Origin of the sequence: Methanobrevibacter sp., assembly GCF_017539065.1 — an archaeon.
Classification (GTDB): domain Archaea; phylum Methanobacteriota; class Methanobacteria; order Methanobacteriales; family Methanobacteriaceae; genus Methanocatella.
In genome coordinates, this window is sequence record NZ_JAFYHP010000021.1 from 1 (window position 1) to 21,436 (window position 21,436).

The following is a 21,436-nucleotide window of genomic DNA, read 5'->3' on the forward strand; positions in this document are numbered from 1 at the left end:
ATTTGTAATTTTACCGTTTAATTGATTTCTTGCACTAAGTTTCATGGTAATATCCTCCTTAAATAATAATTATATCTATTTACCTAGAATAAATTCGGTGGATTTGATGATTGCAGTTACGTCATCGCCTTCAGCTAAACCTAATTTTTCAGCAGACTCTTTAGTGATAACTGCAGTGATAACATTAGGTTCAGTAATTTCGATTTTGATGTTTGCCATAACAGCTCCGAGTTCGACATTTGTAATTTTACCGTTTAATTGATTTCTTGCACTAAGTTTCATTTTCATATCACCTTGTGTTTTACAATAATAAATTGTATCGAATTGTATATAAATGTTTCGTTTTTTTATGAAAATAAGGATTTTGAAAACGATTACCTTAAATAGTTCATATCGAATTAATTTTTATAAAATGGATTTTAAAAACAATATTTATTGTAGTTTATTTATTATTATATGATTAAAAAACTTGTTATATCAAAAAATATAAATTTAAAATATTTTATATAAAGTAATAAATATTTTAAATCAATAAAATTAAATTTTATCGAAATTCATAAAATAACATCGAATTGTCATTAAAAATCTAGAAAATTATATTAAAAAATAAATCAAAAAACAATAATCATGAAAGTCGAATTAGAATCAATTGGGACAATCCACACAGAATTTAAAGAAATAGAAGGAATGCCCATTCAACCTACAGGGGCAAAAGGAATAAAAGGAACAATAGAAATTAAAGATGAATATGTTGACGGTCTAAAAGACCTTGACGGATTCTCACACATCCATTTAATCTATTTGCTTCACAAGGTAGAAGGATATATGCTTGAAGTAAAACCCTTTATGGACAACAATACTCATGGAGTATTTGCAACAAGATCACCTAAAAGACCAAACCGAATAGGAATGAGTGTTGTTAAAGTAAATAAAGTTGAAGGAAAAACTGTCTTCATAGAAAACGTCGATATATTAGACGGAACACCATTACTTGATATCAAACCGTATGTGCCCCAACTATACGAAGACACAATTGATGAGCTAAGAATCGGATGGTTTGAAACTAAACACCAAAAAGCTAAATCACAAAAATCAGATGACCGATTTAAATAAAAAAAGAAAAAATAAGAAAGCTATAAGTTATTTATAGCTTCAGTAATTAATTGGATGGTTGCTTCAACATCATCCATACTGCATACACTTACAGGAGTATGTATATAACGAGTAGGAACTGATAGAACGCCAGTTGGAATTCCTTCACGAGTTAAGTGAATAGCGGTTCCATCGGTTGTTCCACCATCACTTACTTCTAATTGATATGGAATTTCATTTTCATCACCGGCTGCAATAAGCATGTCCTTAACAGATTGCTGGGTTAAAATACCCCTTCCACTTGCATCAGCTAAAATAATAGCCGGACCTTTACCCATCACAACAGGCGCCTCTTCCGGTTTAATTCCAGGATGGTCTCCAGATAAAGTTACGTCAAGCGCAATTGCAAGATCCGGATTTAATTTGAATGAAGAAGTTTTAGCTCCTTTTAGACCAACCTCTTCCTGTACTGTACCTACTCCATAAACAGTAGCTCTAGTGTTGACTCTTTTTAAAACTTCCATCATTACATAACAGCCTACACGATTGTCTAGAGCTTTACCCATAATCAAATTATTTGGATATTCGACAAATAGTGAGTTAAAAGTCATTTTATCTCCAATTCTCACCATTTTTTCCGCTTCTTCCTTGTCTTTAGCTCCAATGTCAATGAACATGTCATCATATTTTACAACTTTTTTTCTCTCTTCCGGAGTTGTCACATGTGGTGGTTTTGAACCAATAACCCCGACAATAGGTTCTCCTAGGGAAGAATGAATGGTTACAGTTTGGTTCATCAACATTTGGTCGTTTATTCCGCCAATATTTGAAAATTTAATAAAACCATTATCATCAATGTATCTTACCATTAAACCAATTTCGTCCATATGGGCGGCCAACATTACTTTAGGTGCTTTTTTATCTCCCTTTTTAGTAGCAATGAGGTTCCCCATACTGTCAGTTTCAATTTTATCAGCTACATCTTTTAATTCACGAGCAATAATTTTAGCTATTTCTTCTTCAGAACCAGATACTCCCGGTGCTAAAGATAGCTCTTTCATTAATTCCATCGTATCACCAATAATTTTTATTATTTTAATAATATTAAATGCTTTCTATTGTTGAAAATGTTTATATTAATACTGACAAATACAATATCGGTGAAAGTATGTCAATTGTAGAAATATTTTTCAGTCCATCAGGGACTTCACAAAAAGTAGCTGACCAGATAGCCAGTAATTTCAGCCAGGAAAAAGAAAATTGTAATTTGTTAATTTTCAAAAGCAGCAAAGAGCTAAAAAGTGATGATGTTGCTGTTGTTGTTATGCCCGTTTTTGCGGGAAGAATCCCAAAAACCGCACGCGAAAGATTATCAAAAATTAAAGGGAAGAATACTCCTGCAATAGCTGTTGTCAACTATGGAAATGCTCATGTAACTGATTCTCTGCTTGAATTGGTGGATTTATTAAAAGAAAATAGCTTCAATGTCATTGCAGCTGCATCAACAGTCAGTCATCATTCAATATTTGACGGCGTTGCAGTTGGAAGGCCTGATGATTCAGACATTGCTAAAATTGATGAATTCAGCCAAAAATGTATTGAAAAATTAGAATCTTGTGAAGGTTTAGCATCTGAAATTCCTGGAAACAGACCATATACCGATTACAATCAATTACCTTTTGTCATAAGTTGTGACGAATCCTTATGTGCATTCTGTTATGATTGCGTTTCAATCTGTCCTGAAAAAGCAATTCCTGAAGATGACCCAATAGAAACAGATTTGGATTTATGCTCCAGATGTACTGCCTGCATATCCATTTGTCCGGAAGATGCACGTAAATTCACAGGAGACGCTTTTGAAGCTAAAAAACCAGTTTTTGAAGAAGCAAATGCTTTAAGAAAAGAGCCTGAATTTTACCTATAAATTCATTCTCTTTTTAGCAACTGCTCTGACATATTCATTTTCATCATTTATGGAAATATCTTTTAAAACTTTTTTACTTACTATTTTTTTAACTGCAGCTTCACGAACTCTCCAGACAGATTCATTTCTTGCAATATCAGTTAAAACTTTTTGATCTCTGATTAGGGAAACGGCACGGACGGAAATATTGTCAGATATGCCCTGCTCATATATTTTTACCAAACATTTTTCAACTTTAATTTTATTTAGAGCTTTAAGTGAGAAATCCTCATCCTCATTAGCTAGAACAATACGAATCAAGGTTTCCAAATCAGTGATATTATCTAAAGTAGCTTTTCTGACAGAATCGACTTTTGCATTCTTTAAAATGTCGATGAAATTCTTTTCTTCAGTGATATGTGTTAAAGCTTCACTAGCTACTTCTTCATGAGTTGAATTTATCGCAATGTATGTAAAATCATCTTCACTTGTTATGGCCGGATTTGTAACAGCATGATTTCTCACAAATTGGTCTTCATCCTCAAGAGCGATTTTAACTAATTGCTCTGAATCAGTGATATTTTTAACAGCAATCTGGCGAACAAATCTATCCTCATCAGAGGAAATAACCTCCAACAACACATCTTCATCAGTAATCTTTTTAACTGCCTCACTTCTAACGATCTTATCAGAATCATTTAAAGCTATTTGTTTAAGCAATAATTCATCATCAAGCTTTTTAACCAGATCAAGCCTTACATCGGCTTTTTGAGAATTTAATGCGATTTCTTCCAAAATATCTAAATCATCAATTTTATCAAAAAGGATGGTTCTAATTTTTGCATTATCTTCATTTAGAGCAATGTTGGCCAGAATCCCGTCATCATCAATCTTTTTAATAGCTGCTATTTTTACTGATTCATCCTTATCTTCAATAGCTACTTTTTGAAGCATTTCCTCGCTTACAAATGATTCCTTTTCAACACATGCTTTTCTTATAGAGTTGTCATTAGCCTTAAAAACTAGATCGTAAAGTACCTCTTCATCTTTGATTTTATCAACTGAAGCATTACGATATCTTTTATCCTGAGCATCAATAGCTATCCATTTGAGAGTTTCCTCATCAACTACTTTTTCGAATATTTCGTCAACTTCAGAGTTCTTTTTTGTATTTATTACTACTTCAGCAATTGATTTGTTGTTTTCGCCTAATCTCTCCCATGCAAAGCTTCTAACATCGAAAAATTGGGAATTTTCAGCGGCATCACGAAGCAATCTCTCATCTTTGACGTTGTTGATTGCGATGAGTCTTATTGCACGATCTTTAATTGTTTTAGCCAAATCCAGGGAAACGTATTGGTCTGTGATTTGGCTGGCTGCGGCCGCCCTTTCATATCTGTCTTTACTGTTAGTGGCTATTTCTTTTAAAAGTAATTGGTCTTCATCTATTTCTAAATCATCGGGAATTACATTCTTGGGTGATTTTTCTTTTTTGTCTTCATTTTTCTTAAATCTGTCAAATAATCCCATGTTAATTTACATCCTTATACATTTTATCTAGAAAGCTTGCAAGTGAAATGATGTCCTGTGCATTGTGCTCAATAATTGGCACAACGGGACCGATATTGTCTTTCTGGAAATAAGTATCCCAATATTCCGGAATATATTGGCCTGGAACATCACCAACCCTTTCAATACCGAACAGTTCCTTTTCTATTGTTTGAAGTTGGCAATTTGGAAGCTCTTCACCCCATAGATTTTTTGCAAAATACATTAAATCAAGGTGTGGCAAATCAAGGTTTGCTTCAATCCTATTATATCTACATCTATTTTTTATAAACGGAACATCAAAAGTTTTTCCATTGAATGTTACATGTACCGAATCATCATCCAAATGTGACAGATATGCATCAATGACGCTTGCCTCTTCTGAGTAATCCCTCAAGAAGTACTGTGATGAAACAATATTATTCCCCTTAATTTCTGCAACTCCAATCAATATTATTGGAACGTTTGACAGGCCCTTTGTTTCAATATCCATGAATTTGAAGTTTTCAGGTTCTGTCAAGCTTATGCTTTTCACTATATTGTTTCTGCATTTTTTTGTGTATTTATTGCTGTCAAGCAAATCAATAATCTCGCAATATGTCAGATCATCAATGCTATCCATGAATTTTGATGCTATATCGCAATATTTATCATGATGAGTTAGCGATTCTATTGTATTGTAACCTTTGTTTTTTAGATTTTGCTCGGTTTTAAGGCCTATTTTAGGAAGAAGTTTAAGATTATGATTTATTTGATTTCTAAATTCATTATCCTTTATCAAAAAGTTGATTTTCTCTCTTTTTGTTATCTTTAAGACATCCCCAAATGATGTAGAATAATCTTTACAATCCATTACATCCTTCAATGATTTATCTTCATATTCAAGTAACAGTTTTTCCTTTAAATCAGCGTAATATGAGGATGATAATTTTCTGGCTTTATTTTTTGCGTCATCGGACGGATTGGATGAGCTTATTGAATTTGATAACGCTTTTCTGAGATAATCTTCAAAATTGTAATCTTGCTTCATTCAATTAAACTTTATTAATTAATAGATATAAAGCTTATTAAATAAAGTATACTTGAATTTTTATAAAATATAATAATATTTATATATGGTAAAAATCTAATTATATAATAGGCTACATTGTAGCCATGAGAGATAGATTAAACAGCCAAATTTTTAAAATTCATTTCTCTAAAGCCTGTTAGGTAGTTACTCTGAAAAATGATAACTACCTAACCATCCCAAAAATCTTTTTTTATCACTACTTTAGAAAAGTATTTAATCTTTTTAAACCATAAATATAAACAATTATAATTTAAGGTCTTAAAATGAAATTAAGTTTAGCTATTATCTATGGAGTATTAATCTGGATTTTTACTTCAATATTGACAAATATTTTCAACCCAATTTTTACTTCTAACATACCTGGCGTTAATATTATCGTGCCAATAATCACCATTATTGTTACAACATTCTTTGGAATACTCTATATCCGGAATATTGAAACAAATGAAGTTATTGAAGGAGTGGTTGGCGGAATGATGTTTGTTATAATCGATATAATTCTAGATTATATATTTTATATTATTCCAAATGCACATAGCGCAATTATCGGAAATTATCCGATACATTTACTTTCAATCGCAATAATCACATTATCAATTACAACATTACTGGGATACTTAGCACAAATGACAATTGATTTAAAATAAGGAGATTAAAAAATGATACCGAAGTCACATCCTCGTTATGAATCTTTACTATTAAGAGAAAAAATGGTAACAGCAGCGAAAAAAGGTTACTTAGCCGATTCCGCCATGATTGCTCATGGGCGAGGCGAAGCATTTGATTATTTAATTGGAGAAAGAACCACTTATCCTGCCAAAAGAGCTATGTATGTTGCTGTAGCCGCCCTACTTTTATCAGATAATCCTGTAATTTCAGTGAATGGAAATGCAACTGCACTTGCCTGTGACGAAATAATCGAACTGGCGGAAAGTGTTGGTGCAAAAATTGAAATCAATTTATTTTACAGAACTGATGATAGGGTTAAAATCATAACTCAATTATACAAGGATCATGGTTATAAAAATATTTTAGGCACATTAGATGACGATATTGAATATTTAAGCGATATTCAAAACAGCAGAGCTACCGCCAGTAAGACCGGAATATACAGTGCAGATACAATCTTAATTCCGCTTGAAGACGGCGACAGAGCTGAAATATTAAAGAAAAGCGGTAAAAATATCATTACTATCGATTTAAATCCGCTATCAAGAACATCAAAAATGTCCGATGTTTCAATAATGGACAACATTGTTCGTGCCATTCCATTTATGACAAAAATTGCCAAAGATTTGAAAACTCAAGATAAGGCAGTTCTTGTAGAGATGGTTCATGAATTTGACAATGAAGAAAATCTTAAAGAGTCATTACAACAAATTAGATTAAAAGAGTGAATATAATGCAAATAATGGGAATATCAGGTATGCCCGGTTCTGGAAAAAGCATAATTTCAGATGCCGCGATTGAAAAAGGTGCAATAATTGTAAGTATGGGAGACATCATACGTGAAGAAGCTAAAAAAAGAGGGGAATCCACAAAAGATACTGCCAGAAACTTAAGAATAGAATATGGAGAATATATCGTTTCTGAATTAACTATTAAAAAAATACAAAAATTGCTGGATGAAGGATGTGAAAATGCAATTATTGTTGAAGGCATCAGAAGCCATCATGAAGTTGAAATGTTTAAAGATAACTTTGAGGATTTTATCATCTTATCCGTATTTGCAAGTCCGCAAACACGTTTCCTCAGATTAAAAAAAAGAATGAGGGAAGACGATTCCCAGGATTACGAAGGATTCAGAAAAAGGGATTTGCAGGAATTGGGCTTTGGCATTGGTAATGTTATCTCACTTTCAGATAAGCTAATCATTAATGAAAGTGATTTGGAAAGTTTTTCTAAAGAAATCAATGAATTTTTCGATGAGATTAATCTATAATTGCATCTTCGATTATATAAACACCACTATCAAGATGCCATTCCTTTTTATATTTTAAAATTTTAATTTTCCTTTTAAAAATAGGTCCGTCAATAGCTAGTGTTTCGGCCTCGCCGCCTTCAAAAGCTATGTTAATACCATATTTTTCCTTAAGTTCAACTAACTCATCTATGGTTTGATCATCAATTACACGGCCTAACCAGGATTCATCCAATCCCCAGGCTGCAACGCCGCAGATTATAACTTTAAATCCTAAAGAAACAATTTTTCTCATGTATTCCAATTCATCAACATGCCAGTAGGGTGAGATAATTTTTAAGCCAACTTCAGACCCTAATTTTTCAATTCTTGACTTTTGATAAACGGAATAAAGGGCGCCTGTATATACCGCTTCAATACCTAAATTTTTTAGATTAATAAAAGCATTCTTTAAATCTTGAAGTTCCTCTTCCTTAACCCCTTCAGTTTCAACAGACATTATTGGAATTTCAAGTGCCTGTGAGAGCAAATCAGTGATATGGATGTTTGGAACATGAAACATGTATGATTCATCATTTTTAGATTTGATTGAAAGAAGATATTTAACATCCTCTTTCGCCTCTAAAGCAGCGTACACTGCCATAGTACTATCTTTTCCGCCTGAAAATAAGATTGCAACATCCATATTATCTTTTACGTTTAGTTTTCATGAATTTATCAAATCTTCTATATGCCGGAACAACCGTATCCATATAAATTCCGATTAAAGCAACGATAACACCGAATCCGCCGCAACATAAAACAAATTGCCAGCTAGGAATCATTGATGAATTTGTAACGTCAATGGAGTTTTGAACTGGCCCTTCCATTTTAGTTGCCACCACTCCTTCTTCTAGCAATGCCTCTTCAAAATCATCTAATTTCGATGAATCCACAACCAAAACTGCTTTAATTTGAGCGTATGAAATTGAACCTCCATATACTAATTTATACCAATCTGAAAAAGTTTTTAAAGCTTCAGTGGAAGTATAATTATCTTCAAGTTCAATATAAAGTGTATCGGAACTTACATTGTAATTTTTATAATGAGAATCGATATATCCAAGTCTTTCGTTAAAATACCCTCGTTCAAATTTATTAAAAGTCCACATCGGTATTGTAATCGAAGTTTCATCAAAAGATTTAAAACCTTCAATACCAGATAATTTTTCTCTTAATTGATCGGTATCTATTGAAGACGATAAATCCAGGTACAGAGTTTCTTGATTATTAGGCATATTCTTTTCAATAGTGCTTACAACCTCAGGTAATTCCTCGTAAATTGGTTCTAAAAAGAATGCACCTCCAATACAACCAATTAAAAATGCTACAACAAGCACCAGAAGAATTTCACGTTTAGGCATGTATTGTCTTAACATTCCTATTGAAAAAACAAACACCATCATTATAATAAATAAAACGATGTAGATAATTGTTATAATAATATCCATAAAGTCACACGCCAATTAATTATTATGGATTAATATTTAAACATGATAATTAAAATAACTTTGTATAAATTCTCATATTTTCACTATCAACAGGCCATTCGACAATGACAATATTTTCACCTTTACTTAAATATATGCTCGATTTAGGAAGATTGGAATCATAATCGACTTTAATCTGTTTGGATGTGCCGTCATTGAGTTTTAAATTGGACGAAATATAATCTTTATTAATATTGATTTTAATTGATTGTTTTGAGAGGACATTTATGCTCTGTTTTGATCCTTGACCCTCACCGTAAACCTGCATAATTGCTTGGGCAATTTTAGCCAAATTAGATTTGGCGTCTAATGTATCAGATACGTCCAAAGTAGCCTCAACACTTTTTTCAGTTAAAGGCAATGTAAAAACAATTAAAAGAATTAAAGATATGGCAAATATTAAGATATATTCCAATGCCACCTGTCCGCTGTCTTTCATCATATCACCAACACAATGTTTTTAGTAACCAACATCACTATATCCCCATAAAATACAGCTATTAAAAGCCCAAAAAAGATTGAAGGTGCAAAAGGATAAGATATTTTAACAGAAACCACATCCCCAATGTATCCCTGAGCACTCATCACCTTAATTAATGTGGTGTCATCCTTTGTTATTCCGCCAGCGCTTAGAGATTTAAAATAATACTTAAACTCATCATCTTCCCTATTCTCATATATTTCTAAGTTTCCATCGATTTCTTTAATTAGCTCAATAATGTGCTCATCATTAAAATAATAATTATTTACAATGTTTCCTTCCTGCAAATCTTTTACAGGTATTGTCTTGTTAAGAGTCGAATGAATCAATTCCCTTAAATTTTCAATATTTAACAATATTATGAGAAATGCGGGGTGATTTTTAAAAGTTTCATTCTTACTAATCAAATATATTAAAAATACCAGCAAAAATGGAAATGACACTAAAACACTATTTGCCACAACGCTAAAAGCAAATGGGTATACTGATAATTGGGGAAAAATATTCAAAAAGTTAATATTTAGTCCAAAGGGTATAACTGTAGCAATAGCTGTGAATAATTTTACATCACCACCACCCCACATTTTCAATTTCCACAACATATAAGTTATGAAGTTGGTCACAACCATTGAAATAAAAGAGGCTAAAATGAATTTAATGTTACTTGAGACAATTGATAAAATCAAATTAGAAATTAAACCAAAAACCAGCAGGGAATATGTCAATTTATCAGGAACAATATTCCTTCTTATATCAAAAATTGCCGCTGAAATTGAAAACAATATTGTAATAATTATCTGAATTAAGAATATAGTACTGAAAGTCATGATAATAAGATTAAACTTTCAAATATATTAATTAGATAGAAAACAAGCTAGCAAAATTGTTTTTATGTTGAAAAATTTAAATAAAAAAAGAAAAGTTAATTTTTAGAATACTCATATATGGCTTCTAAAAATGCTTTAAATAATGGGTGTGGCCTATTAGGCCTTGATTTAAATTCCGGATGGAACTGGCAACCAATAGCCCAAGGATGATCTGGAAGCTCAACAATTTCCACTAAAAAGTTATCAGGACTGGTTCCGGAAATTATTAAACCTTTTTCCTGGAGGTCATCCCTATAATCATTGTTGAACTCATATCTATGCCTGTGACGCTCTTCAATGTCAGTTTCGCCATATGCTTCAAAAGTTTTGGTTCCTTCAACGATTTTACAATCATATGAACCTAAACGCATAGTTCCTCCCATATTCTTGATTTTCTTTTGCTCTTCCATCATATCAATAACAGGGAATTCTAGATTATCATCGAATTCGGAACTGTTTGCGGTAGGATAACCGTTTCTTCTGGCAAATTGAGTCACCATAGATTGCATTCCAAGACAAATTCCGAATAATGGAACATTGTTTTCAATAGCATAGTCAATAGCATCTAATTTACCTTCAAAACCACGTTCTCCAAATCCTCCAGGGATTAGAATACCGTCGAATTCTTTTAAAGCTTCAGGGTCTAATTCTTCAACATCAGAACTCAAATATTTAATGTTGGCTTTCACGCCAATATTGGCCGCAGCATGTAAAAGAGACTCACGAATACTAATATAAGAATCTTCCAATTCAACATATTTGCCCACAATACCAATAGTAACTTGAGGGTCTGTGATTCTTAATGATTCTACAATTTCTCTCCATTCATCAAGTTTAGAAGAATCTGCTTCAACATCCAAACCAATTCTTTTAACAATTAATTCGCCAATGTTGCGGTCTTCCAAAACTAAAGGAACCTCATAAATAGTTCCTGCATCAGGAGTGTTTACCACTGCATCAACATCCACATCACAGAAATGCGCTACTTTTGCTAAAAGCGCATCGTCAATGTGTACTTGTGATCTGCATACAATAACATCAGGATTTATACCGACACTTCTTAATTCCTTGGTAGAGTGTTGAGTAGGTTTTGTTTTGAATTCTCCAGCTGCATTTAGGTAGGGAATAAATGTAACATGGACAAACATTACGTTTTCTCTTCCTTCCTCATTTTTAAGTTGCCTTAAAGCTTCGAGGAAAGGTTGGCTTTCAATATCTCCAACAGTACCGCCAAGTTCGATTAAAACTACATCATAGTCAGCGCTTTCGGAATTTTGCCTAATCATTTCCTTTATACGATTAGTGATATGTGGAATGACTTGTACACATTCTCCCAAGTATCCTCCTTCTCTTTCCTTTGCGATGACTGATTCATAAACCTTACCTGTAGTAATGTTAGCGATTCCGTCAAGCTCGACATCTAAAAATCTTTCATAGTGTCCAAGATCCAAGTCGGTTTCCATACCGTCATGAGTAACAAATACTTCACCATGTTGATATGGATTGAGTGTTCCAGAATCCCAATTTAAATAAGGGTCTATTTTAATAGCTGAAACTTTTAAACCATAAGATCTTAAAATTCTGCCCATAGATGCAGATGTTATTCCTTTACCTATGGAACTTACAACCCCACCAGTTATAATAATATATTTTGTCAGTTAAATCCTCTCCATAAATTATAATATAATTTTAGTTTTTCATGATATATAAAAATTTAATTTCGTGTGAAAATTGCCTTTCCAACAAAAATATTAATATAATTAAATCCTTATAATTTTAATTAAAAAAAGGTGATAAAATGATTATCGTTAATGCAATTTTACCTGTAAAAGAAGAAAAAAAAGAAGAAGTAATTAAACAAGCTGAAACATTAATTAATGCTTCAAGAACTCATGAGGGAAATATTTCCTACAATTTATACCGTGATGTATTGGACGATTCATTAATCTTCATTGAAAAATGGGAAAGTCAAGAAGCATTGCAGGCTCACATGCAAACACCAGAATTTATTGAATTTGGTGAAAGCATTAAAGAATCCGTAACAGCTCCATTAGATATTAAACTTATTGTTGGCGAAGAAGTTAAAGGAGCATAGGCCTCCTTTAATACCTACTATTTTTCCAGTTGTCTAATTTATTTGAAATATCCCTTGAAGTCTCATCAAATTGATATTGGCCCTCATCACCATAATTGGCAAAACTATGAGACTGCACAAAGTCAAAACAAGTATCATTAGGTTCCGTTTGACCATTGCCCCTTCTACAATACATCCCATGAGCCCTGCCATATGGACTTACGCTCCAATAGGTGCAATTCAGACAAATTGCTTCTCCATTATTAACCATTGAGTCATAATCGGGTTCTTCATCAAAACTAAAATCATCGGAATCTCCATTAAAGAATTCCAAACATTCATCACAGTAATTGTCTTCATCCAGTTCATTTCCGCACTTAGGACAGTTCATGTTTTCCACCTAAATCACTGTTTTAATGAATTCCTTAAGATATTTATCGCAGAAATCCCAAGTATGCTCACCTTCAGCCTCAACAAAAGTTGCATCAATGCCTTTTGCTTTTAAAAATCCATAAAAATCACTGCTTTTCTCAAATAAAAAGTCATCAACCCCGCATGCCATGTAAATATCAGGAATGTCAGGGCAATTTTCAATCAGATATTTCGGGTCCTTATCCGAACCGGCGATTTCATCCAAATTGCCAAAAATTGATTCATAATAATCCTTAGAACGCAAGACGTTATTGTCATCAGTGTAATCAACAATATCATCCGTGATTAGTGCCGGTGAAATCATTCCAATTTTCGAGAAGTTTTCGAAGTATTTCAAACCGTTTCGAATGGCGCCGTAGCCTCCCATTGAAAATCCGGCGATGAATGTGTCTTCCCTTTTATCTGACAATGGGAAAATGTTTCTTGTAATATCCAATAATTCCCGACCAACATACTGGCCATAATAAGCATGAGCTTTCTCATTATCCAGATAGAAACTGTTGTCTCCACATGGTATTACAATGGCTATTCCGTTATCTTCCGCAAATTTCTGAATTGAAGTATTTGCAAGGACGATATCATCACTGCCGTATAATCCATGAAGGAAATATAATGTTTTATAAGGTTGAGGGATGATTTCCTCCTTATCTTGTAAAAAGTGAATATTGTCCGCAGGCAATATTACGCTAATGGAAGTTCTCCTCTGCAAGCTCTTACACTTAACATCCCCTCTAAATAATACCATCTAACCACCTACGTCCATAATTCAGTTATAAACATTGCGCTTGCATCATCCGCTTTTTCAAATCCGCAATACTCATAGAATTTAAGTTCCGCATCATATGCTACAACAACAATTCTCAAATAGTCCTTATAATGAGTTTTAACTCTCTCAACAAGTTCTTTTCCAATTCCTTTAAGTTGATAATCCGGATGGACCAACAAATAATGTACATACGCCGTCATTATCCCATCATCCATTGCACAAATCATTCCAACAAGCTGATCCCCATCCCATGCAGAGTAAACCGTTTCAAAATTTTTCATGGCAATCACTAATTTTTCCGGAAAATGACCTGAAGACCATTCTACAGATAAGAATAATTCTTGAAGTTCCTTTTTACTAAAATGATGTGTATTCTTATATGTTATTTTTTGCCTAATTTAAACCACCCTATATTCTGTCCATTTATTTGAGAAATATCTATAAATATAAATTCCTGCCCTTACATACCAATCGATGAACATTGCAATCCATGTTCCAAATACACCAATTCCCATCCAATCAGCTATTACATATGAAAGACCTATTCTGCATGCAAACATTACTATTAAACTAATGTACATTACTGATTTTGAGTCGCCTGCTCCTCTAAATGTTGAAGGTAATGTGAATGATAACGGCCATATAATTATGGCGAAAATCCCATGCCAAATTACCATTTCACTTGCCATTGCCGCTGTTTGAGGAGATAAATTATAAATGCTCAAAATCAAAGGCAGTGATGCAAAGATAATTGCATTTACAATAATATGTGAGATGACTACTATTATTAAAATCTTTTTATTATAATATCTTGCTTGCTCATAATCATTAGCACCAACACACCTTGATATTACTGCAGTGAGTCCTAAATTAATGGCAAAACCGGGTAAGACTGAAAATATTCCAATTGCATAACCTACTGAATTAGCAGCTATTGCCATTGTTCCAAATGTTGAAACAAGACTTAAAACCAAAACTCTACCTAACTGGAATAGTCCATTTTCAACACCATATGGAATGCCGACCTGCAATACTTTTTTTAGCAAAATTGCATTAAATTTATGCTTTAAAGTCCTTTTAATATGTAGTTTGTAATCCTTTCTGGTAACAAAGTATAATATCAAAACCGCCGCAAGGGCTCTTGCAATTACTGTTGGAATAGCTACTCCGCGTACATCCCAGCCTAAATAATAAATGCAGATTGCATTGCCTATAACATTCAAAACATCACAAATAAATAAAATCTGCATTGGCGTTCTGGCATTATTGGTTGTCCTGAAAATAGCCGAACCTGCATTATAAATGGCTAAAAATGGAATTGATAATGCCATGAAATATAAATATACATCCGCTGTTGCCCAGACATCAGCTTCAATTTGTCCAAATAAAAGCCCAATCAAAAATTGTCTTAAGATAATAACTACAACCATTAAGATTGTAGAAAAAATAGTGGAAAACCAGACAAGTTGAGTTGCGGAATCTTGAGCCTTTTTAATCTGATTGCTGCCAAGATACTGTCCTGCAACAACTGCTCCCCCTGTTGCAAGGGCTGAAAATGAAAAGATGATTAGTTGAACTAAAAAATCAACTAATGAAACCCCTGAAATTGCCACTTCACCTAATGACGCCACCATAACTGAATCAGCGAATCCCATAAAGAATTCTAATGAATATTCAATTAAAAGTGGAATAAATAAGGCAAGCAATGCCCTATTTGAATACAAATAATTTTCAGGAGTTTTAAAAATATTCATAATGACTATCTGATAAAGTTTGTACGAGGTTTAGGCTCTTCAGTTAATGTTAAACCCTTATCGTCGCCCGCTTCAATACATTTCATGAAAAATGCCATATTATGGGCTAATTGCCTCATAGTCCCTAAACCTTCTTCATCCTGCATAACCTCTTCGGGAGTATTTCCATGAACCATATTCCAATAGAATGAAGAAATAATAGGCATTTGGCTAATTCCCAAATATTTAATTAATTGCTCATAAGTTGCAGTAGTTCCGCCACGTCTTGCAGAACACACTACTGCACCGGGCTTATGTTTAAAAGCTTCTGCTCCGCAACCATGGGAATTTGAGTAGAATGCCCTGTCTAAAAATGAAACCATGGACCCGTTTGCACTAGCATAATAAACAGGTGATCCAAATACGAATGCATCTGCATCATATGCTTTTTCTACAAATTCATTTACAACATCATCGAAAGCACATTTGCCCAATTCAGAACATTTTAGGCAAGCAATACATCCAGTTATCGGTTTTGTTTTAATCCAGAATATTTCTGTTTCTATGTCATGTTCCTGTAGAGTTTTTGCTACTTCGCTTAAAGCTGTATAAGTACATCCTTTTTTATTCGGACTTCCATTAACAAGCAATACTTTCATTTTAATAATCTCCATCAATCAATCTTTGAACTAATAAATGTCCTGGTTTAAATTCAAGTGAACCTTCTTTAACTCCTTCCTCATCAAATGACTCGCATTCATCTCCTTCACGTTCGGAATCAAATATAATAATAGGCACATTATCACGAGTATGAGTTCCAACACTTATAGGAGTTGGATGGTCTGGCAATATTGCCCCCCTATACTCTTCACCTTCCAAACTTTCCATAATTGGTCCAACAATACACTCGTCGATTCTCTCAATTGCCTTGACTTTTTCGACTGTATTTTGAGCATGACCCGCTTCATCAGGAGATTCTATATGGATTAACAATAAATCAGTTTCTTTTAATGCCTCAATTCCGTATTCCCCTTTTGCTTTATAATCAGTGTCAAAGAATGCTGTAGCTCCCGGAACATCGACAATATTCATTCCGGCAAAGTTTCCAATACCTTTTAATAAGTCTACGCCAGTGATAACTGAAGCTGTGATTCCATAAGTTTCTTCAAAGTTAGGCAAGCTTGGAGTTACTCCTTGTCCCCATAGCCATACCATATTGGCAGGAATTTCCCTTTTTTGGTTGACTTCATGGTCTTTAAGATATTCCCTTGATTCAAACATGATATTTTGAATTTCTTGAGCCAATTCACATTCGCCAAATAAGTTATCCACTAATTTTTCACCTGAAATATCATGAGGAGGCATTGTTTTAATGCCGGACAATATTTCTGCATCTTCTATACTGTCACAGGAGTAAATAAATAAATGCCTGTAACTCACACCAGTGTAGAATTTCCCTTTGAAATCAGGATATTTTTCAGTGAAATATTCGTTTAACCCCTTCATTAACACATCCGCTTCTTCAGTTGAAATGTGGCCTGCATTAAAGTCATCCATCTCATCATTTTCACTGTAAATGGTGTTGCATCTAAATATTACATCGCATGGAGTTGTTGGAATACCTTCACTGCCTGATTCTAATGGTCCTCGACCGGTGTAGTAATCTGCAGGATTAAATCCGAAAATACTCATATTCGCTACATCAGATCCAGGAGTGTAACCTTCAGGCACATTATTTGTAAAACCTCCGAATCCTTTTTTAGCTAACTTATCAATATTCGGAGTATTGGCTGCCATTAATGGAGTTTTACCGTCTAATTCATCTACAGGGTAATCGCTAGAACCGTCAGGAATAAAAATTACATATTTCATATTATCAAAAAAAGAATAAAGAATTAGTATTTATTTTTTAAAATACTAATCAAATCAGTCAACATCGCAGAAGCAGTTTCAAGTGAACCTGCTCCAAGTCCAATAACAGAAACTTCATCAGCCAAATCAGTTTTGATGGTGGCCATGTTTAAAGTTCCGCTTACATCGTAGGAACTTCCTCTTTTAACTAAACGAGGAGATACCTGCAAGTTGTCTGGAGATACTTCAGCAATCAATTTTATTAGATAATCATCTCTTTTAGCTAGTTCGATAGCTTCAGAATTGATTTGTGAAATACCTTGAACCTTAACATCACTGTAAGTTGCATCAATGCCTAAAAGTGAATTTGCTAAAATAACTGTTTTACAAGCTGCATCGATTCCTTCAACATCTTGAGTTGGGTCAGTTTCTGCAATACCTAACTCTTGTGATTCTTTTAAAATAACTTCATATTCAGAACCTTCAGAAGTCATTCTTGATAAAATGTAATTTGTGGTACCGTTCAAAATACCTTTAATTGATTTTATCTCACAAGAAGCAAGGGTTTCTTTTGTGAAATTAATGATTGGCATGGATCCGCCAACACTAGCTTCGTATTTGAATTCCACACCTGCTTTTTCCGCTGCACCTACGACTTCCTTAAATTTCAAAGCCAAATGTCCCTTATTTGAGGTTACAACATCTTTTCCTTGTTCAAATGCTTTTAATGTTAATGAAAGTGCAGGTTGTGCATCGACGATATTTGTAGGAGTTGCTTCAATAAGACAATCGTATTCGACAGCATCCAAAACATCTGCACCGTTTTTATCAGACCCGAATTCAGGATATGCGGATAATTTTCCTTCTTTATTTTTAGTTTTTACAAGTAATTCTTCATCTAAACCATCTTGAGATATTGCAGATGAAGATGAATCAGCAGCGGCGACAACTTTTACGTCCACTCCTGTTTTATCTTTAATTAAATCTTTTTTCATGGAAAGTGCATTGGCGACACCTTGGCCAACTGAACCAAATCCCATAATAATGACTTTACATTCCTTCATAATAATCACTTAAACTTCATTAATTACCAATAAATCTTTTTCCTCAGCAATTTCTGCAATTCTATTAAATACATCTTGTTTTCTACCGATATCCGCTTCAATATTAATTAATGCAGTAGATTTTTCCTCACCATTTAATTTAATATCGAATGCCACAATTACAACACCATCGAGCGCATTAATCCTATCCATAGTGTCCCTTAAATCTTGATCTACAATATGGCCAAAGAAGACTGTGGTGATTTTTTCCTTTAAAACCACACCATCCATTTCAATAATGCTGAATCCTAATTCTTCATATTTATTTACTATGCTTTTAAGGTCTTCCTGTTCTCCTTCAATGGTTAATTGAACTGGAACATTACCGTTATCGTTCTTATAATCTCTCTTATGGATAACAGTTACTAAATTTACACCATAATTACTGATCGGTTCCAACGCTTTAACTAACTGTCCAGGAGAATCTAGAAGTTCTAGAACTAAGTTTATTCTCATGTTATCCCTCTTAATTTGTCCAATCCGCTCTTTTCACAATAAGATTTCCATCCTTATCAATATTGGCATTTCTTAATATTTTCTCAGGATTTTTCTCTTGAGATTTATCTTCACGTGTTAAATTTAAATTATCGGTAATATACCAGGTTTCATCAGAATCTGGGATATTCTCTAATATTTTTGAAAATTTCTCAATGATATCTTCTGCATCTTTTTCGATTGTCATAGATAAAAACTCCTAATAATTAATAATATAACTAAATATGTTTTTTAATATTAATAAAAGTAACTAAACAATTACCTTTAATTAAATGAAAAAATAGCTTGCATTCCTTTAGGAATGCTTCTGTGAGAAATGATAACGAATAATATAAAACTCAAGGAAATTAAATAAAATGTGTTTCATTTTTAGAGTTAACTCTGTAACCAACTGAGATTATACCATCAAGATTGTAGAAACTATTCTTCTATTTTTTATCATCTGATGCAGTTGTCAAAATTTTTTTGACAACTGAATTTTCATCAAGTTCACCATCAGAAAAAATATTTTAATAGGGCAACTTATTATGTTCTTTTTTACATAATAATTTATAGCCTGCACCATTAAATGTGTGTAACTCCCACCATGTTCCGTTGCCGCATAAGTTGCATTAATCGGATTATTGTTTGGGACGATAAATAGCAATTTTACATACCTATCGATTAGAGTAAAAAAAATAGTCTATAAACCGATATTATGATACAAATCATATCTAAAGTCAAGGAAATTCTTTGAAATGATTTTTAAAATTAATAAAAGATAGAATTCAATGTCTACAACATGATATGCATGTTTGAACAGGTAGACATTGAAACACATCAAATTAAAGTTTAGAATTTATATATCCTAATGCGGATTTTAAACTCTAATGAATATTATGAAATAGATTATATATAAAGTTTATTGCTTTTTGTTTTTATAAATTGCAGAAAGTGTCGATTAAACTCAACAAACCCAAACATAGCCTGTTAAGGCTATCGCTAAACAATAGTTATAATATTTGAAGATTCCTACAATTTAATGGAGAAATCAGTTATGACATCGGATTAATTATAAGTAATCCATATGATGGCAAACGCCAAACACCACGATATGATAGTGTAAATGAGCATTGCGACCCAAAATTTCTCTTGGATACTCATAAGGATTCCTCCCTTTAATTTGATGTGTTTGCCAAGAGGAGAGTTCATTAAAACGGGCGTTTTAAATCCCATCATTGGCAATATTATCCTGTTCAAAATAAATATTACCACCTTTTGGATCAAGAGTTTGATTGCTTATAACATTTGATTTTAAGATATAAATAGTTTATTTGGTTTATACTCAAGTAAAAATTGCATTTATCATGTAATTAGAATAGATTTAAGTCTTTTTAATAAAACAGCCCCATTGTTTTAAGCTAGCCAATTCGCCGCCATAACCACGTCTACCTGGAGGATGCATGTGTTGAGGGTTGGCGAATAAGAATTGGTGAGCATATATATAGTGAGGAACCAACTTTTGGTGACCAGTTTAGTTAGGTAAATAGTAATTTAAGTACTCCGAAGTGGATTTTAAATCTAAATCATTAAATATAATATACAATTAGAATAGAATCACATTAGTTTTTAAAAATAGATAATAAGTTTAATCAATGCCTACAACATGACAAGCATGTTCGAACAAAGTAGACATTGAACTAAAACTATTCATTCAAATTTTAGAATTTAAGTACCCAGAAATTGGATTTTAAACTCTAATGAATATTATGAAATAGATTATATATAAACTTTATTGTTTTTTAATTTATAAACCATAGGAAGTGTCGATTAGACCCAACAAACCCAAACATAACCCATTAAGAGCTATCGCTAAACAATGATTCTAATATTTGATGGTTCCTACAGTTTAACGGAAGAATCGATTATGGCATCGGATTAATTATAAGTAATCCATATGATGACAAACGCCAAACACCACGATATGATGGTGTATATGAGCATTGCGATCCAAAGTTTTCTTTGGATACTCATAAGGATTCCTCCATTTAAATGAATAGTTTTGCCAAGAGGAGAGTTCATTAAAACAACTGTTCTAAATTCCCTCGCAGGCAATATTACTTTGTTCGATATAATATCACCCCCTATTGGATCAAGGGTTTGATTATCCATATATTTGATTTTTATAGCATAAATAATTTTATTTTAGTTCATACTCAAGTAAAAATTGCATTTATCATATAATTAGAATAGTATTTAAGTTTTTTAATAAAACAGCCCCATTGTTTTAAGTTAACCAATTCGCCCGCCATAACCACATCTACCTGGAGGATGCATGTGTTGAGGGTTGGTGAATAAGAATTGGTGAGCATATATATAGTGAGGAACCAACTTTTGGTGACCAGTTTAGTTAGGTAAATAGCAATAATATTGTCACAAATTGGGACGACAAATAGTAATTTACCATCCATAATGAATCTCGAAAAATAGAATTTTATTAAAAAGTTTCATAATTCTTAAAAAAAACAAGTATTTTATGATAAATGCTTTTTAGAACAAGAAATGGATTATATTCATTAAAAAAAATATAA

At 32.9% G+C, this 21,436-nt stretch carries 26 protein-coding genes; 6 read left to right on the forward strand and 20 right to left on the reverse strand.

The annotated features are described in order from the left end of the window. Nucleotides 1-75 precede the first annotated feature (75 nt). Nucleotides 76-282 carry a molybdopterin-binding protein gene (locus IKS50_RS05655; protein WP_292846726.1) on the reverse strand — a complete coding sequence of 69 codons (207 nt, stop codon included), beginning with the start codon at nt 280-282 and terminating at the stop codon, nt 76-78. A gap of 345 nt (nt 283-627) precedes the next feature. On the opposite strand from IKS50_RS05655, the gene tsaA reads away from it, so the two are divergent. Next, nucleotides 628-1,113, forward strand: coding sequence for a tRNA (N6-threonylcarbamoyladenosine(37)-N6)-methyltransferase TrmO (tsaA, locus tag IKS50_RS05660; RefSeq protein WP_292846728.1), 486 nt, complete (start codon nt 628-630; stop codon nt 1,111-1,113). Nucleotides 1,114-1,133: 20 nt separating this feature from the next. Here the strand turns inward: tsaA and IKS50_RS05665 are convergent, their stop codons facing one another. Next, nucleotides 1,134-2,162 (reverse strand): M42 family metallopeptidase, encoded by a 1,029-nt coding sequence (locus tag IKS50_RS05665; RefSeq protein WP_292846730.1) that lies wholly within the window; start codon nt 2,160-2,162, stop codon nt 1,134-1,136. A gap of 38 nt (nt 2,163-2,200) precedes the next feature. On the opposite strand from IKS50_RS05665, the gene IKS50_RS05670 reads away from it, so the two are divergent. Next, a complete protein-coding gene (locus tag IKS50_RS05670) occupies nt 2,201-3,016 on the forward strand; it encodes a 4Fe-4S dicluster domain-containing protein (RefSeq protein WP_292846732.1) in 816 nt (271 codons plus the stop codon). Here IKS50_RS05670 and IKS50_RS05675 read toward each other — a convergent pair. Together IKS50_RS05675 and IKS50_RS05680 are read right to left on the reverse strand one after the other, a co-directional pair. Further along, nucleotides 3,011-4,525, reverse strand: a complete 1,515-nt coding sequence (locus tag IKS50_RS05675; RefSeq protein WP_292846734.1) for a HEAT repeat domain-containing protein — start codon at nt 4,523-4,525, stop codon at nt 3,011-3,013. The genes IKS50_RS05670 and IKS50_RS05675 overlap by 6 nt on opposite strands. Nucleotide 4,526: 1 nt before the next feature. Further along, nucleotides 4,527-5,573, reverse strand: a complete 1,047-nt coding sequence (locus IKS50_RS05680; RefSeq protein WP_292846736.1) for a ribonuclease H-like domain-containing protein — start codon at nt 5,571-5,573, stop codon at nt 4,527-4,529. Nucleotides 5,574-5,878: 305 nt separating this feature from the next. On the opposite strand from IKS50_RS05680, the gene IKS50_RS05685 reads away from it, so the two are divergent. The 3 genes from IKS50_RS05685 to IKS50_RS05695 are packed head-to-tail and all read left to right on the forward strand — an operon-like array spanning nt 5,879 to nt 7,557. Beyond that, entirely contained in the window at nt 5,879-6,262 is a 384-nt protein-coding gene (locus tag IKS50_RS05685; protein WP_292846738.1) for a hypothetical protein, read from the forward strand. A gap of 12 nt (nt 6,263-6,274) precedes the next feature. Further along, nucleotides 6,275-7,012, forward strand: a complete 738-nt coding sequence (locus IKS50_RS05690) for a 4-phosphopantoate--beta-alanine ligase (protein ID WP_292846740.1) — start codon at nt 6,275-6,277, stop codon at nt 7,010-7,012. A 5-nt stretch (nt 7,013-7,017) separates the two neighbouring features. Continuing rightward, nucleotides 7,018-7,557 carry a nucleoside monophosphate kinase gene (locus tag IKS50_RS05695; protein ID WP_292846742.1) on the forward strand — a complete coding sequence of 180 codons (540 nt, stop codon included), beginning with the start codon at nt 7,018-7,020 and terminating at the stop codon, nt 7,555-7,557. Here the strand turns inward: IKS50_RS05695 and IKS50_RS05700 are convergent. From IKS50_RS05700 to IKS50_RS05720, 5 genes are all read right to left on the reverse strand, one after another. Continuing rightward, entirely contained in the window at nt 7,547-8,221 is a 675-nt protein-coding gene (locus tag IKS50_RS05700) for a TIGR00289 family protein (RefSeq protein WP_292846744.1), read from the reverse strand. The two genes, IKS50_RS05695 and IKS50_RS05700, sit on opposite strands and share 11 nt — an antisense overlap. A 1-nt stretch (nt 8,222) precedes the next feature. Further along, on the reverse strand, nt 8,223-9,026 hold the full coding sequence (locus IKS50_RS05705) for a hypothetical protein (protein ID WP_292846746.1): 804 nt from the start codon (nt 9,024-9,026) through the stop codon (nt 8,223-8,225). A 49-nt stretch (nt 9,027-9,075) separates the two neighbouring features. Further along, nucleotides 9,076-9,504, reverse strand: a complete 429-nt coding sequence (locus IKS50_RS05710; protein WP_292846748.1) for a hypothetical protein — start codon at nt 9,502-9,504, stop codon at nt 9,076-9,078. After that, entirely contained in the window at nt 9,504-10,373 is an 870-nt protein-coding gene (locus IKS50_RS05715; protein WP_292846750.1) for a prepilin peptidase, read from the reverse strand. Before IKS50_RS05715 ends, IKS50_RS05710 begins: the two co-directional genes overlap by 1 nt. Before the next feature lie 95 nt (nt 10,374-10,468). Next, on the reverse strand, nt 10,469-12,070 hold the full coding sequence (locus tag IKS50_RS05720) for a CTP synthase (protein ID WP_292846783.1): 1,602 nt from the start codon (nt 12,068-12,070) through the stop codon (nt 10,469-10,471). A gap of 140 nt (nt 12,071-12,210) precedes the next feature. On the opposite strand from IKS50_RS05720, the gene IKS50_RS05725 reads away from it, so the two are divergent. After that, entirely contained in the window at nt 12,211-12,507 is a 297-nt protein-coding gene (locus IKS50_RS05725) for a putative quinol monooxygenase (protein WP_292846752.1), read from the forward strand. A gap of 7 nt (nt 12,508-12,514) precedes the next feature. Here IKS50_RS05725 and IKS50_RS05730 read toward each other — a convergent pair whose 3' ends face one another. The 11 genes from IKS50_RS05730 to IKS50_RS05780 all read right to left on the reverse strand — a co-directional run bounded on the left by IKS50_RS05730 (nt 12,515) and on the right by IKS50_RS05780 (nt 20,364). Continuing rightward, nucleotides 12,515-12,877, reverse strand: a complete 363-nt coding sequence (locus IKS50_RS05730) for a hypothetical protein (RefSeq protein WP_292846754.1) — start codon at nt 12,875-12,877, stop codon at nt 12,515-12,517. 9 nt (nt 12,878-12,886) lie between these two features. Beyond that, nucleotides 12,887-13,663 (reverse strand): alpha/beta hydrolase family protein, encoded by a 777-nt coding sequence (locus tag IKS50_RS05735; protein WP_292846756.1) that lies wholly within the window; start codon nt 13,661-13,663, stop codon nt 12,887-12,889. 8 nt (nt 13,664-13,671) lie between these two features. Continuing rightward, nucleotides 13,672-14,082, reverse strand: coding sequence for a GNAT family N-acetyltransferase (locus IKS50_RS05740; RefSeq protein ID WP_366664929.1), 411 nt, complete (start codon nt 14,080-14,082; stop codon nt 13,672-13,674). Further along, nucleotides 14,083-15,438: an MATE family efflux transporter gene (locus IKS50_RS05745; protein ID WP_292846758.1), complete on the reverse strand. Its 1,356-nt coding sequence runs from the start codon at nt 15,436-15,438 to the stop codon at nt 14,083-14,085. It lies immediately after the preceding gene. 5 nt (nt 15,439-15,443) lie between these two features. Continuing rightward, the gene (locus IKS50_RS05750) at nt 15,444-16,076 is read right to left on the reverse strand and encodes a flavodoxin family protein (RefSeq protein WP_292846762.1); all 633 of its coding nucleotides are present in this window, start codon (nt 16,074-16,076) and stop codon (nt 15,444-15,446) included. Nucleotide 16,077: 1 nt separating this feature from the next. Further along, nucleotides 16,078-17,289: a cofactor-independent phosphoglycerate mutase gene (locus IKS50_RS05755; RefSeq protein WP_292846765.1), complete on the reverse strand. Its 1,212-nt coding sequence runs from the start codon at nt 17,287-17,289 to the stop codon at nt 16,078-16,080. Between the two features lie 23 nt (nt 17,290-17,312). Then, complete coding sequence (locus IKS50_RS05760) at nt 17,313-18,332, reverse strand: homoserine dehydrogenase (protein ID WP_292846768.1); 1,020 nt, start codon at nt 18,330-18,332, stop codon at nt 17,313-17,315. A 9-nt stretch (nt 18,333-18,341) separates the two neighbouring features. Continuing rightward, the gene (locus IKS50_RS05765) at nt 18,342-18,827 is read right to left on the reverse strand and encodes an amino acid-binding protein (RefSeq protein ID WP_292846771.1); all 486 of its coding nucleotides are present in this window, start codon (nt 18,825-18,827) and stop codon (nt 18,342-18,344) included. A gap of 10 nt (nt 18,828-18,837) precedes the next feature. Continuing rightward, on the reverse strand, nt 18,838-19,053 hold the full coding sequence (gatC, locus tag IKS50_RS05770; protein WP_292846774.1) for an Asp-tRNA(Asn) amidotransferase subunit GatC: 216 nt from the start codon (nt 19,051-19,053) through the stop codon (nt 18,838-18,840). 495 nt (nt 19,054-19,548) lie between these two features. Further along, entirely contained in the window at nt 19,549-19,686 is a 138-nt protein-coding gene (locus IKS50_RS05775; RefSeq protein ID WP_292846777.1) for a hypothetical protein, read from the reverse strand. A 543-nt stretch (nt 19,687-20,229) separates the two neighbouring features. Further along, nucleotides 20,230-20,364: a hypothetical protein gene (locus IKS50_RS05780; protein ID WP_292846780.1), complete on the reverse strand. Its 135-nt coding sequence runs from the start codon at nt 20,362-20,364 to the stop codon at nt 20,230-20,232. Between the last annotated feature and the right edge of the window lie 1,072 nt (nt 20,365-21,436).

Bases quoted from the DNA above. Each gene is read 5' to 3' on its own strand.
- IKS50_RS05680 (WP_292846736.1), bottom strand. From the start codon at position 5,573: ATGAAGCAAGATTACAATTTTGAAGATTATCTCAGAAAAGCGTTATCA.
- IKS50_RS05670 (WP_292846732.1), top strand. From the start codon at position 2,201: ATGCTTTCTATTGTTGAAAATGTTTATATTAATACTGACAAATACAAT.
- IKS50_RS05715 (WP_292846750.1), bottom strand. From the start codon at position 10,373: ATGACTTTCAGTACTATATTCTTAATTCAGATAATTATTACAATATTG.
- IKS50_RS05775 (WP_292846777.1), bottom strand. From the start codon at position 19,686: ATGTGTTTCAATGTCTACCTGTTCAAACATGCATATCATGTTGTAGAC.
- IKS50_RS05710 (WP_292846748.1), bottom strand. From the start codon at position 9,504: ATGAAAGACAGCGGACAGGTGGCATTGGAATATATCTTAATATTTGCC.
- IKS50_RS05730 (WP_292846754.1), bottom strand. From the start codon at position 12,877: ATGAACTGTCCTAAGTGCGGAAATGAACTGGATGAAGACAATTACTGT.
- gatC (WP_292846774.1), bottom strand. From the start codon at position 19,053: ATGACAATCGAAAAAGATGCAGAAGATATCATTGAGAAATTTTCAAAA.
- IKS50_RS05750 (WP_292846762.1), bottom strand. From the start codon at position 16,076: ATGAAAGTATTGCTTGTTAATGGAAGTCCGAATAAAAAAGGATGTACT.
- IKS50_RS05755 (WP_292846765.1), bottom strand. From the start codon at position 17,289: ATGAAATATGTAATTTTTATTCCTGACGGTTCTAGCGATTACCCTGTA.
- IKS50_RS05700 (WP_292846744.1), bottom strand. From the start codon at position 8,221: ATGGATGTTGCAATCTTATTTTCAGGCGGAAAAGATAGTACTATGGCA.
- IKS50_RS05690 (WP_292846740.1), top strand. From the start codon at position 6,275: ATGATACCGAAGTCACATCCTCGTTATGAATCTTTACTATTAAGAGAA.
- IKS50_RS05665 (WP_292846730.1), bottom strand. From the start codon at position 2,162: ATGGAATTAATGAAAGAGCTATCTTTAGCACCGGGAGTATCTGGTTCT.
- IKS50_RS05765 (WP_292846771.1), bottom strand. From the start codon at position 18,827: ATGAGAATAAACTTAGTTCTAGAACTTCTAGATTCTCCTGGACAGTTA.
- IKS50_RS05695 (WP_292846742.1), top strand. From the start codon at position 7,018: ATGCAAATAATGGGAATATCAGGTATGCCCGGTTCTGGAAAAAGCATA.
- IKS50_RS05685 (WP_292846738.1), top strand. From the start codon at position 5,879: ATGAAATTAAGTTTAGCTATTATCTATGGAGTATTAATCTGGATTTTT.
- IKS50_RS05745 (WP_292846758.1), bottom strand. From the start codon at position 15,438: ATGAATATTTTTAAAACTCCTGAAAATTATTTGTATTCAAATAGGGCA.
- tsaA (WP_292846728.1), top strand. From the start codon at position 628: ATGAAAGTCGAATTAGAATCAATTGGGACAATCCACACAGAATTTAAA.
- IKS50_RS05760 (WP_292846768.1), bottom strand. From the start codon at position 18,332: ATGAAGGAATGTAAAGTCATTATTATGGGATTTGGTTCAGTTGGCCAA.
- IKS50_RS05705 (WP_292846746.1), bottom strand. From the start codon at position 9,026: ATGGATATTATTATAACAATTATCTACATCGTTTTATTTATTATAATG.
- IKS50_RS05655 (WP_292846726.1), bottom strand. From the start codon at position 282: ATGAAACTTAGTGCAAGAAATCAATTAAACGGTAAAATTACAAATGTC.
- IKS50_RS05725 (WP_292846752.1), top strand. From the start codon at position 12,211: ATGATTATCGTTAATGCAATTTTACCTGTAAAAGAAGAAAAAAAAGAA.
- IKS50_RS05675 (WP_292846734.1), bottom strand. From the start codon at position 4,525: ATGGGATTATTTGACAGATTTAAGAAAAATGAAGACAAAAAAGAAAAA.
- IKS50_RS05735 (WP_292846756.1), bottom strand. From the start codon at position 13,663: ATGGTATTATTTAGAGGGGATGTTAAGTGTAAGAGCTTGCAGAGGAGA.